The organism is Paenibacillus sp. J22P51, assembly GCF_059692215.1.
Genome location: NZ_JCAUAZ010000002.1, coordinates 366,264 through 379,451, shown reverse-complemented (window position 1 = coordinate 379,451; position 13,188 = coordinate 366,264). Strand labels below are relative to the sequence as shown.

Sequence of the window (13,188 nt, the reverse complement as noted above, 5' to 3'; positions counted from 1 at the left end):
CCCCTCCTGCTTTATCTGTACAACGGACCAAAAGTCTCACATGCCCTATAGTCCGCTCCCAACGGATCATTGGCGCCGAATGCCGTCCAAGTAGTTGGACGGAATATGTGTTCATCCGCAACGTTATGCATACATACCGGAATACGCAGCATAGATGCAAGCGTTATCAAGTCCGCCCCCACATGACCGTAGCTGACAGAACAGTGGTTAGAACCCCAGTTATTCATAACGGTATACACATCCTTGAATGCGCCTGCTCCTGTCAGATTCGGCACGAACCATGTCGTTGGCCATGTCGGATTGGAACGTTTATCGAGTACATCGTGTACCTCTTCAGGCAATTCAACGGAGTAGCCTTCAGCCAACTGCAGAACCGGTCCTAAACCTTTGACTAGATTGATACGTGCCATTGTCATCGGCATGCCCCCGCGCGTCGTGAAGTCAGTAGAGTAGCCGCCTCCCCGGAAGAAATCGACTGCTGGACACCACTGTGTAGCTTGAAGGCATTGCTGCACATCCTGTTCTGTAATATCCCAATACGGTTTCATCACGGGCTGCCCATTCATCGTTTGATTACCGGTTCCATCCAGCGCCGCTGGTCCTGAGTTAATCAGATGAATAACTCCTCCAGCGGCTATTCCTGTCAGATCTTGACCAGTTACACGTTTTACGGCCTGAGGACTCCAGTATGTCCGCACATCAGCAAAAATTTGTGCTCTGTCCGTCAATAAATGACCGAAAAGCATCGTCACGGCATTCAAATTATCATTTTCCGTAGCCAGCATATACGGCTCTCGAATGCCATTCCAGTCAAATGAACTGGTTAAGATCGCCTCCATAAAATCCCCGTTTGGAAAATGATCAGTCCACGCTCTCTGGCCTTGGAAGCCGGCAGCTATCGCATTATGACCCATTGATTCTTCCTCGAAGCCCTGTTCAGCTAACTTGGCATTACCAACCATCAGATCACGAGCAATCAGAGTCATTTTGATTACAGTTTCCCAATCCTGCTCCTTCTGTTCGGCCGTTCGCTTAAGTTCCGGTGGATTCACATCCGCGCCGATTTGGCAGTTTTCCTTCGTCCATGCTAGTGCACGCACATATTCGTCTTTATCGTAAATTCCTCGTTCCATACGACGAATGAACTCGCTCATATCCACATATTCATTGCGCATACCCAAATAATCCTGAAAAAACGTCTCATCGACAATACAACCAGCAATGCCCATTGAAACCGTTCCCATAGCTAAATAGGCTTGACCGCGCATCGTTGCAACAGCTAGTCCGGCTTTGGCAAACCTCTTCAACTTCTCCTGAACATCTTCAGGGATATGTTGATCACCAGTATCCTGCACATCTTTGCCGTAAATACTAAAAGAAGGGATTCCCTTTTGATTATGTGCGCCAAGAGCAGAAGCAAGATACACCGCACCTGGACGTTCTGTGCCGTTAAACCCCCAGATTGCTTTTGGCATAAGCGGATCTGTGTCAATCGTTTCTAACGGATAGCACCAGGAAGGAGTCACGGTAATGGTTAAACCCACGCCTTCCTTACGAAACTTCGTCGCTGCTCTAGCAGCTTCAGCTACGCCACCAATCGTGGTGTCAGCTACGACACATTCCACTGGCATTCCATTTGCGTGACGCAGATTCTCACTCAATAATTGTGCGCAAGCAATCGCCATGTTCATCGTTTGATCCTCAAGTGACTCGCGAATTCCACCTCGGCGTCCGTCAATAACCGGGCGTATTCCGATCTTTGGCAAATCTCCTTGCAGTCGGTTGAATCCTGATTTCGTATTCATTAAACACCATCTCCTCAACTTTATATAGGAACCTTCGTTTATTAGTAATAACGAGGCTATTCCTTCGCACATGATTGGACCATGATTCTGTAATATAAATACAACAAAGTCCCAACTTTCATCCCTTTTGTGAACCTAGCTTTGCACCTTGTAAATAGTGTTTTTCACAAAGGGATAAATGGTTAGTACAGATATGATGAATACATACAAACGGTATATTTGATATGCTGCGCAATAACAACCATACCGTTATATGAATGCCCCAACCTTAGTCCTATTTATTTACTCTTGCGAGTGCCGTATTATAAATCGCTTCAATTTCAGTTGCGCCCTTTTCTTTGCATTGCTTAATAAAACTATCCCAATCATTCAATGCCCCATCATTGATTATGAATCTATCCATATTCAGCGTTAAATACGCATCTAGTTGAGTGCGGAGCTGTTTAAGTTTTTCTCGTTCTTCTTTATTAAATGGAGGATCATTCACTTCTCTGAAATTAATACCATCAGCAAGATCCTTGATTGCCTTTTCAGACCACTTAATTAGTTCCGGTGCAGAAGAGGGAACCAGAGGATGGTCGTCAGAATGAAGTGCTAAGCCAAGGTAACCGGTTCCAAGTGCTGATTGCATCGCCCGGAAAGGATCTTGTTTATCTTTAAATTTCGCTTGCGTCGCTTCAGAAATCTTATATTCGCCATCAGCAAGTGTATAGTCAACGTTCTCTACACCAAAGCTTGTCAGATTTGTCCCCTCGTCTCCATACATCCAGTCGATAAACTTAATAACTTCTTCTGGATTCTTCACTTTGGAGCTTATTGCATACATTTCACCCAGATGATCAAGTTGATATACGTTGTTACGTTTAACCCCCTTATCACTGGCCATGACAGGTAACAATTCGAACTTGGCATCTGGCTCTTTAGCCTGAAGTGCTTTATTAAAGTTTGCACCGAAACCATTGTTATCTTGGTAAAAGAAAGATTTTCCCGTACTTAATTTTTCCACCCATGTTTGTGAGGTTGCTACGGAATAATCCGGATCAAGAAGTTTTTCTTTATAGAGCTTATGAAGGTAGGTAATAGCATCTTTAAATTCAGGTGAAAATGGACCAAATTTATATTGTTTTGTAGCATGCTCAAAATAAACCTTTGTACCTGTAATATTGGTATATCCACTACCAAAACCGAAAGCAATTTGATTGATCAAATTTTCTGTTCCCGTTTTACCATTTGCTGCACGGCTAGTAAACGGATAAGAATCTGGATACGCTTCTTTAAGCTTTTTGAGTACCTGATAGAGTTCATCATAGGTCGTTGGGGTTTTTAAGTTATGCTTTGTCAACAAATCTACACGAATCATCGGAAGCTGACCCGACTGCAAGCTCCATTTGGTTAAGAGGGGAAAGCCATATAACTTGCCATCAACTTTTGTCTTATTGATTTCATGCTTTTGTTGAATAAGCTTTTGAAAATTCGGCATTTTATCTAGATAAGGGGTGAGATCTAGGAAAATATTCGAATCCGCGTAGTTCGAAAGATCATTTTGATTAACCATCATCACATCAGGTATAGAGTTTGTAGCAATTAGCGTTTTCTTCTTATCCTCATAATTACTTTGTGGGACACTTTGTAATTCAAGCTTCACATTTTTTCTTTTTTTAATTTCTTGAACAATGGTCGAATTTACATCTAAAGCTTGCGAAGAATGCTCATATCTCATCCATGAAAGCGTTATGCGTTTGGCAGGAACCGATGATGTATTTGCCGTACTACAACCTGCCAATAAACTTCCCACTAAGGCAATTGAACAGCAGGCAGCTAACATTCCTTTTTTAAGAATAACCATGTTGTTCCTCCTTAATAAATCCGGATTTGTTTCTGGCAATTTTATTTTATAGGCTAGCAGACTCTCTTTGAAAGAACCAAAATAGCATGCGATGAACCGTTATTCCACATTAATCGTGCTGAGTCATTTATCCCTCATGATTCAATCATCCATTTACAGCCTATTTCTGCTTGTTTCCATGGCTGCTTCGATATTCATTCGGCGAAATGCCCTCATACTTTTTGAACAGACGTAAAAAAGTTGTACGGCTGAAAATGCCAATCTGATCTGCGATTTCGCTAATTTTCAAATCTGTATTCGCTAACAATTCTCTCGCTTTTGCAATCCGAATAAGACTGATATAGTCCGAAATATTCGTCCCCGTCGACTCTTTAAACATTCTTGACACATACTTGGCGGACAGTCCTATTTCATTTGCAATCACCTCGAGATATAAGTCCTTCTCATAATGCTTTTCAATATAATCGGTTATGAATGATACAACCGCACCTGATTTGCTCTCAGGTTTATATAACGTCTTTGTGATAATGTTTTCGTAAAATTCAAAAATCAGTTTCAATCTTCCATCAAACTCACTTGGTAAGAGCTCCTTTTGACTCAAAAAAGCATGTTCATTCGCATCAAGAAAATCATAAACACTCAGTCGCTTTTCCGTAATGTAGCGATTTCCCGTATTAAAGAACTCGACAAGCAAAGCCCCCAAGAAGTGATAAGAGACCCCTCTTGCTTTATTCAAGCTAATGATTCCTTCCAGCTCAGACTTCAACCCATTCAAGTCACCTGATTTCAAAGCGTTTACGATTTTGTTCTCATCGAGAAAGGAATAATAGTAGTTCTGATCGATAACAAATTCAGTCGCATCTAAAATGACCATTTTGGTTGAGTCTGTCCGTTTATCTATGGCTGTAATCGCATCACTATAAGATTTCGAATAATCATCGATTTTATCGTATTGTTTTCCTAAACCAATAATGATTTCGCAATAAATCATGTCATAGGCAAATGTCAGTTTAATCATCTCTAAAGCCTGGTCTAACTGCCCGCGGTCTTCCTCACTCTTCAAATTAACCATACAAACATATAAGTAGGGCTCATATTCCGTCAAATAACAATTCACATACTTTTTCATTATGCCCAAAAGCACATTCTTCATCTTTTCCAAAATCAATAAACGGTCTGCTTCCACAATCTCATGATAGAATCGATCTCTAAATTGAATCATGAAACAGCAGCATAAATAACTGCCTGTGTGAAAATCAATTTCATTTAAAATTTGGTTAACGGAATAAGGCTGCGGCCCGCGATGCCCTTTAATTAAATTCGTGAAAAACTGCTCGAGAATTTCGTCAGAAAATGTATTGATTTTAATATTGTCATCCCTATGCCGCTGGATCAATTGATTGACGCTATCTCCGATCCTTTGAAGCTCGCTGCCGCGATGTGTTTCCTTGTTCCATTCATCTACCTTTTCATTTGTTTGCAAAATATCTCTGATATTTTTGATCGGATTATATAAGCGAACACTAAATATGAAAGAAAAGGCTACACCAATAATAAGTAAGCTAATACAGATCCAGATAATCAAACTAAAAATACTTGAAGACTCCTGGTTAAATGAGCTCACAGGGGTAATCGAAAAATATTTCCACCCGAAATCGGACGTGGTTTGAACTAGCCAGTTCTGCTCTTGACCAATCTGAATCGCCCCGTTACTTCGTTCCTCCGATGTAATTCCAGCAATGATTTCCTGTTTCGCCTTCTCATCTAACTCGCTGCTTTGCAAAATGATCTCATTATTTTTATCCAGTACAATATAGTGGGTAGCCGAGAAAATTGAGTTATTTTGTAACGTAGCCACGATCGTAGGAATGGATATGGTTGTCACCATCGTTGCCAAATGCCCATTCAAATATTGCGTCGTAATACTCGGGATAACCTCTCGGTAAGAATTCATATCCGCGTTGACCACTTTGGTCGGCTTCAATAATTCGAATAAGCTGCTTTGGTGTAAACGTTGACGCCAGAAATCTTTATTGTACTGATCAAATTTATAAAATTTGTCAAAGAAAATGTCAAAATTAACGATACCATCACTTAAATAAACGCGTTTATCATCTACAAAAATAAAAATATTATCGACAAAATGGCTGATTGGATTGCGGTTACCCGCAATGGATCTCACAATCGATGGCATTTTGATTTTCTCTTCATCTGTAAGTAATGAATCCGGTCGTAAATATTGCTGAATTGTCTCACTGAGAAGCAAGCTGTTATTGGTTGCCTGAGCCATGCTTAAATAAATATCAATTGTTTTGGAAGATGCCTTCAAATTATCAGTAAGCTTCTCAGAGGCATCCTTCTTAATTAATTGATCTGCGTTAAAATAAGAGATGATTCCTATAATAACAATTGGGATTAATAACGAGGTAAAATAAAGCAGAATCTTAAAAAATAGCCTGTTTTTATTTAAATATTGCTTCAGATGCTTCAAATTCAAATCCCCCATTTATGTACGATATGTACGACGAAACATCTTTACTCTCAAATGAAACAACATCCTCAGATTCCTACATATCCCAAATGATGTATCAATTGATAAACACTATGACATTTATTATCTATGTAATATTCGAATCTTTCTATATGAAATCCTCCTATCAAAACTCTTTGTTATGTTTTACCATTTTTTTTAAGAATCACTGTAAGGGATAAGGTAACCGACTATTCACGAACGAAGGCCACATTAAATCGCCTACTTCGTAGAGCGAATTTATGTGGCCTTCGTTTACTAGAAGCAAGCCTTTTATACAAATAGTCAAGTTCTTATACTAGGTCAAAAGAATGCGGAACGTTTTCAGCTCATACGGTTTGAAATAGGCGGCAAAGCCTCGGTCGGTATGCTCCATCACTTGCTCCTCGCGCTCCATCAGGTTAACTTCCTCCACCTTTTCAATTGGAAAGTGGGAGCTGAAGCCTACTGCTCCACGCTGGCCAGCATATTCGTAGCAGCGAACGATCCACTCGTCAGTATCCTCCGCCTTTTTAATTGTATCCACGACCACATTCGCGCTATCACAAGCAAAAAAACTAAGTGAGGACGGTAATTGAGCTTGCAAATCGCTATTTCCGGTAGGCAGTTCAGAAGCAGATGTTGGGATATTCAACTTGTGGGCCTCTATCGCCGTCCCTGCTTGAAACCAGTCTCCGTTATGGGGCAGCAGTGAGTACGTAAATTGGTGTTCGCCAAGATCAGCCGTCGGATCAGGATTGATCGCCGATTTTATTAAAGTCAGCCGCAGCACGTTGTCCCGCACATCATGACCGTATTTGCAATCGTTCAACAAGCTAACGCCGAAGCCTCTTTCCGATAAGTCCACCCAACGGTGAGCGCAAGTTTCAAAGCGGGCATAATCCCAGCTTGTATTCCAATGGGTTGGACGTTCTACGTTGCCGAACTGGATCTCATATGTCGCTGCAGTAGCACGTACATCGATCGGAAACGCTACCTTAAGCAGCTGCTGCCGTTCCTGCCAATTTACCCGTGTAACGAAATCAATTCTAGGATTGTCCGGGTACAGTAACATATCCTGCACAATCTCAGATTTTTCATATGTCCAAGCAAAGCGGACGACTGTGCAGAGAACGCCCTGCTCGATGATTTCCACCGAAGTCAAATTCGTAATGTTCCGAACCTTTTCTAAATAGAAAAGATCGATATCCCATGCATCGTTAGCAAGCGGCTTATCCTCATGGACGTCGAATCGGTTTCCGATCTCGCCTGGTGCGAGCACGTCCCTCTTCATCCGCTTATCGAACAACCGAGTCAATTGCCCCTTCTCGTTCCATTCGATTTCATAATATGGCGTTGTGGCGGAACGACTCGTAGCAGTAATCTGACTCTTTGTCGAAGGCATAGCTTCGGTAGCGTTTTCGTAGTGAATCGTTGTATATCCGAATGCTGGAATATGGTCTACTTCAATCAGCAGGACATTACCATGATTGGCATCTTTAACCATCTGCGTCTGAAGCGTGCGACCTTCTGCGTCGTACCAAACTTTACCTTCGAATCGCATCTCCCATGGGAGATGGATGAGATCTTTGCGCGCCCACGGGAGCGTATTCATGACGATCCAACTTGGCGAAGTCCCGTTACGTACAAGTCCCGCGAGTCGCTGCAGGCATCCCAATTTCGCTCCCGCAGCCAAGGCTTCCGCCTCCGCATACTCGATACGACAATCCTCATATACTTCCGCAATCGAGGATCCTGGCAAAATATCATGAAATTGGTTGCGCAGTACGATCTTCCAGCTCTCATAGATTTGCATCTGAGGATAATGCGCAAAGCCTGCCAGTGAGCCTAAGATGGTAGAGATCATTTCCGCGTCATGCAGTAGATTTTCCATATGTCGGTTCATTTTTTTGTTGTACGCTTGCGAAGTGTAAGTACCGCGATGAAGCTCCAGATAAAGCTCTCCATCCCATTTATGGACATAACGATCCGTACTCGTTACAGTCTCTTCTAACTGATTAAAATACTCATCAGCACGGCCGATCGTTACCTTAGGCAAGCCTGGCATATTTTCTAATCTGCGCCTAGTTTCCAACATTGTTCGTGTTGGCCCGCCGCCGCCATCTCCATAGCCGAAGGCAAGCAGCATATCACGGTTCAACTCTTTATCCTGATAGTTTTCCCATACACTGGTGACCGTTTCTGGCGTCACAAGGCCGTTATAGGTATAGAAAGTAGTGCCGGGTTCAGCATCTGGAGCGGTCGTCGTGATGTAATGCGTCAAAATTTTACTGCCGTCGATCCCCTGCCAATAGAACGTATCGTGCGGGAATCGATTATAGACATTCCAGCTAATCTTCGTCGTCATAAAGTAACGTAAGCCAGCCTTAAGCAATATTTGCGGCAGAGCCCAGCTGTATCCGAACACATCGGGAAGCCACAAATATTCGCATTTGGCTCCATAGCGCTGCTCGAAATAGCGCATTCCGTACATAAGCTGACGAACCAGTGATTCCCCTGAAGGTACGTTGCAATCCGATTCCAGCCACATGGCCCCGCCTGCTTCCCAGCGTCCTTCCTGGATGCGATCGGCGATTTGGGAGTAAATCTCGGGATAATCCTTTTCCAAGTAATCGTATAACTGCGGCTGTGTCTGCAAAAACGTATATTCAGGAAACTGTTCCATGTAACGCAAAACGGTCGAGAATGATCGAGCAGATTTTTCTCTAGTGTGCTTGAGACGCCACAGCCAAGCAACATCGATGTGCGTATGTCCAACGCAGCGAACTGTCACTTCACTGTGTTTTGGAATGACGGACAGCTCTTCCTTTAACTTTGCGTTGGCTTCTTTGACACTGGCATAAAAATTTGCATCACCGGGAACACGCCAATCAATGAGTTGAAAAGCTAGGTCCAACGCCCTTAACAGGCTTTTTTGCTCCCAGCTGTTTTCACTTAGCAATTGAATGGTTTGTAATACCGCGCTCGCCGTGAAATACAGATCATCCGTCTCTTCCTCCAGCAGAGCAAGCGTGGAAACCTGAATTTTATGCTCCAGCTCACTCTTATCGCCTGTCATTCCGTTCAAACCAGTCCAAACTTTAAACAGTAGCTCAACCTTCTGTCCAATCAGCTTTTCTGGTAAAAACACTTCAGGATGGTTGCCTCCAACTCCCTGAAACGGCTCCCCGTTCAGAAAAACAAGTGATTCGAACCCCGAATTGTGCCCCGTACCCGTCTTACCGAAATCGAACAGCCCGAGTGCCTTCTTCCCTTTCCACTCGGCTGGAAATGTTATCTCCGTTTTCAGCCAAGCTGTCAAATCCCAACCGCTCCATCGTTCACCAAGCGAGATCGTACGCCACTCCGCGTTCTCTGGCGGCCTAGCCGCTACGGCCGCTTCTTGATCCTCCCAAAATTGATAACTGGGTATCGGCCGCTGGTCGATATATCGATACTGCTCCAATTCGATAATTCGTTTTTCCAATTTTTTATCAGCTAAATGAATACTTTTGGTGAGCATGGCTATTCCTCATTCCTCTGTTAATTCTTAGTTGCCACAGCTGAGAATTGCTTAGATAACTCCTTGGAAAGACGATATAGCTGATCGACTTCGGCTTTATTCGTGGCTGTAAACTCATCATGATTTCTCGCACGCGAGCGATAATTCGAACTGATTCCTTCCTTCATCTGATAGTATTTAGCGTTTATCGGATATAACTGCCGCTCAATAAACGAAGCAACACTCAGTAAATCACTTAAACGCTGCGCTTCTTCAGGCTGCTTCTCCCAATTATGCAGAAGCCATGCATACAGGTCTGGATGAAAATTAGCCATGACTCCACTGTAACCATCAACGCCAAGCTTCAATGTTTCCAGAAGCGTAGCTGTATTGGCGTTGTAAAGCTTTAATGAAGATCCTTTAATCGCTTCCAGCTTTTCTTTGATCATCTCCACATCGCAAGAAGTATCCTTCAAGAAGAAAAATCTTCCGGTATCCGCACACCATTTCAAAACAGAAGGTGTTAATAGACGCTTATATGGGAACGGACATTCATAAATACCAAAGGCAACATGGTCCGGCAGCTGTTCGATTAGTTTCTGAGCGTTAGCGATCCACACATCATCGGATTCATCCGCTCCTGCCAATCGGTTCGAAATTAGGATTACGGCCTCAACTCCCGTTTGTGACATCGCTGTCAATTCTCGAGCCTGGTCACCAAGCGAGTCGGAAATGTGCCCCGAAGCTATGACGGGAACCCTTCCTGCTGCCTTCTCTACGACAAATGCGGCAAGCTCTACACGCTCTTCCAAACTCAAAAAGAACATTTCGCTAGACTGGCATACAGCAAATAAACCGTCAACCTTGTTTTGAATAAACCATTCAACCATACGTCCCATCGCATCAAAATCAATTTCTCCAGACTCCTTGTATAAGGTAATCATGGTTGGCCATACGCCATTAGGGTTATTAATCTTCATTTGACATCCCTCTCTCATTTAAATTCATTATCTCCACAAAGTTCACTTCTGTAATGGGCTCATGCTGATCTGCAGGTATCAAAAATGTTTTGATTTCACACTTGCCAAAGGTACTTCGCCAGCTGCGTTTCAAGGCTGGAATGCATAGATCTGTCTCCACTTCTCTGCAATAAGCCTCATTACAGCGTAGAATCCAGCCATTTCCGTCCTCCGCTGGTTTAAAGGCCACAGCTACCACATTTTCGGCAGAAATCACAATCCCCTCGGAAACTTGCGGTAAATTGCCTTCGTGGTATGTTTCCCATACCTGCTGCAACGGAGTATGCAATTCGTATGCTTTACGTACAACGCCGCTATCCTGCCACGTTCCGGCATGAGGCGAGAGTATGTAACTAAACTCCTGAACGCCCTGATCCATATATTCCGACTGCTCATCACGTTCGCCAAAATGATCTGCATAAATCGGACTTCGCACGACAGTCATCCTTAATTCATTATCTAGAATATCGTAAGCGTATTTGGTATCGTTGATCAGAGAAACTCCGAATACTACTGACGGTTCCATTCCCTCATCTTTACCAGGTTCATTCCCCGATACATTCACCCACATCTGTCCAGGCACCTCGTTCCCATTGGTCGGACGTTCAATGTAGCCGTATGGAATTTCAAACACTGCACGAGGCTGCTGGGCATTGACAGGAAAGGCAAGCTTAAGCATCTTATGATGCTCTCTCCAATCAAGCCTTACCCTTACATGCAAGTCGGAACTGTCATGTAATAAGCTAATATCCTGACGAAGGACCGAATTGCCGAAATGACTAATTACCCGAATCGTCGCTCGCAGAGGCCCTGTTTCAAGCACTTTCAACTCTGCGTTACAAAAACGTCCCCATTCATCGCGATACTGTGTCAGACCGTGTCCCCATGTATCGCTGTGGCTCTCATCCAAGACGATTGGCACCGCTCCGTCTCCAGCCAGTACTTCTCTACAACCATGAAGCTTGTCAATGATATGTCTGATGTATCCTGTATCCGGATCGAGCTCAACGAATAGTTTATTATTTTCTAAGAAGCAGCCCTCAGCCCGAGCGGTCCCTTTCAGCTCCATCGGATCGCAAGCTTTATCGCGGTATACCCAATACACCTGATAGCCAAAAGCCGGAATTCGACCCATGATTAAAGTATCCCATTTATCAGTGGTATTTGTCCGAGATGCCCTGATCGTTTGAATCGGCAGTGGATTGCCTGCAGCATCTGTCACACCAGCCAGCTTCTTGTTAATGGCAATAGGTGCCTCAACTTCCCACGATAATGGGTTAAATACCACAAGAGGTGAACCTAGATCATCTTGCTCCCACAGCTGCCAGTCCTTCTCCTTGCTTAATGATTTCACACCTGGTTTCATCGTATTAATCGACCAGGAAATCTTTTGAAGAGCAGCGTTTATCGCTTTTGCTCCAATGCTTAACGATTCACCATAAAATTCCTGAACGTCGTCGTAAGCTTCCTTTATACTGCAGCCGCCCATAATATCATGGAAATGATTGAACATGACATTTTCCCAAGCCCGATTAAGTGCTTCTGACGGATACGGTAAACCAAGCGTCACATTGGCAAGTGTAGAAAATTTCTCGGCTGTCAGCATCCGATGCTCCACTCGGCGGTTAGTTGCCTTGGATTCCGAGTGTGTTGAGTAACAACCGACGGCATGCATCTGCAGTTCATCTTTAATCACAGGGATATCAGGATCAATCTTTATCATTTCTGAAAAATATTTATTCGGAGAACTCAGCTGAATGTCATCCAGACCAGGTCTATTTTGGATCTCATGGATGAGCTTAAGGTTCTCAATTGTCGGCCCCCCGCCATGATTACCGACGCCATAGAAAGACATGAAGGCATGACCGCTTGCTACAGCCACATTTCTGTGGCTTAGTATCTTATCTTCCATACCATTGCTCGCCCAATTGCCGTAGCTGTCCGCGAGCCTAAATGTCATCACACGGCTGCCATCTTCCGATTCCCACCAGAACAAATCGTGCGGCAATGTCTTCTCATGCGCCCCAGGACGCATGAATACGTAGTAATCCATTCCGCCTTGCTTCAATAACTGTGGCATCATACCATGGTGACCGAAAGAATCAACATTGTAGCCAACCTGCGCCATTACACCGAATTTCTCCATAAAATACCGTTGTCCATATAAGCTATGCCTAGCAAATGATTCGCCCGATGGCAAATTGCAGTCTGGTTGTATCCACCAACCGCCTGTAATGACCCAGCGTCCTTCGGCAACACGCTGCTTAATTTCAGCAAACATCTCGGGAGCATTCTCTTCAACCCATTTGTAATAAGCCGCGCAAGCACATGTAAATACAAAATCAGGGAATTCATTTAATCGATCCAAAGCAGAACGAAAAGTCGCTTTGATCTCCGCATACCCTTCCTGCCAGCGCCATAACCAAACTGGGTCCAAATGAGCATTTCCGATTAAATGAAGCTTCGTTTCAACAGTCATTTTATCCCCCCTTCAATCTTTTTGATAA

6 protein-coding genes are annotated in these 13,188 nt (G+C 43.5%); all 6 read right to left on the bottom strand.

Features of this window, described 5'->3' with window-relative positions; translation table 11 throughout:
* Window positions 1-11: 11 nt before the first annotated feature.
* The 6 genes from AC58QC_RS06355 to AC58QC_RS06330 all read right to left on the bottom strand — a co-directional run bounded on the left by AC58QC_RS06355 (window position 12) and on the right by AC58QC_RS06330 (window position 13,160).
* The gene (locus tag AC58QC_RS06355) at window positions 12-1,805 is read right to left on the bottom strand and encodes an L-fucose isomerase (RefSeq protein WP_497414351.1); all 1,794 of its coding nucleotides are present in this window, start codon (window positions 1,803-1,805) and stop codon (window positions 12-14) included.
* 274 nt (window positions 1,806-2,079) lie between these two features.
* Window positions 2,080-3,651 (bottom strand): extracellular solute-binding protein, encoded by a 1,572-nt coding sequence (locus AC58QC_RS06350; protein ID WP_497414350.1) that lies wholly within the window; start codon window positions 3,649-3,651, stop codon window positions 2,080-2,082.
* Between the two features lie 160 nt (window positions 3,652-3,811).
* Window positions 3,812-6,142 carry a helix-turn-helix transcriptional regulator gene (locus tag AC58QC_RS06345; RefSeq protein ID WP_497414349.1) on the bottom strand — a complete coding sequence of 777 codons (2,331 nt, stop codon included), beginning with the start codon at window positions 6,140-6,142 and terminating at the stop codon, window positions 3,812-3,814.
* Window positions 6,143-6,479: 337 nt separating this feature from the next.
* The gene (locus AC58QC_RS06340) at window positions 6,480-9,683 is read right to left on the bottom strand and encodes an alpha-mannosidase (RefSeq protein ID WP_497414348.1); all 3,204 of its coding nucleotides are present in this window, start codon (window positions 9,681-9,683) and stop codon (window positions 6,480-6,482) included.
* Window positions 9,684-9,703: 20 nt separating this feature from the next.
* Window positions 9,704-10,642 (bottom strand): dihydrodipicolinate synthase family protein, encoded by a 939-nt coding sequence (locus tag AC58QC_RS06335; RefSeq protein ID WP_497414347.1) that lies wholly within the window; start codon window positions 10,640-10,642, stop codon window positions 9,704-9,706.
* Window positions 10,632-13,160: an alpha-mannosidase gene (locus AC58QC_RS06330; protein WP_497414346.1), complete on the bottom strand. Its 2,529-nt coding sequence runs from the start codon at window positions 13,158-13,160 to the stop codon at window positions 10,632-10,634. The genes AC58QC_RS06335 and AC58QC_RS06330 overlap by 11 nt, the downstream gene beginning before the upstream one ends.
* Between the last annotated feature and the right edge of the window lie 28 nt (window positions 13,161-13,188).

Bases quoted from the DNA above. Each gene is read 5' to 3' on its own strand.
- AC58QC_RS06355 (WP_497414351.1), bottom strand. From the start codon at position 1,805: ATGAATACGAAATCAGGATTCAACCGACTGCAAGGAGATTTGCCAAAG.
- AC58QC_RS06335 (WP_497414347.1), bottom strand. From the start codon at position 10,642: ATGAAGATTAATAACCCTAATGGCGTATGGCCAACCATGATTACCTTA.
- AC58QC_RS06350 (WP_497414350.1), bottom strand. From the start codon at position 3,651: ATGGTTATTCTTAAAAAAGGAATGTTAGCTGCCTGCTGTTCAATTGCC.
- AC58QC_RS06340 (WP_497414348.1), bottom strand. From the start codon at position 9,683: ATGCTCACCAAAAGTATTCATTTAGCTGATAAAAAATTGGAAAAACGA.
- AC58QC_RS06330 (WP_497414346.1), bottom strand. From the start codon at position 13,160: ATGACTGTTGAAACGAAGCTTCATTTAATCGGAAATGCTCATTTGGAC.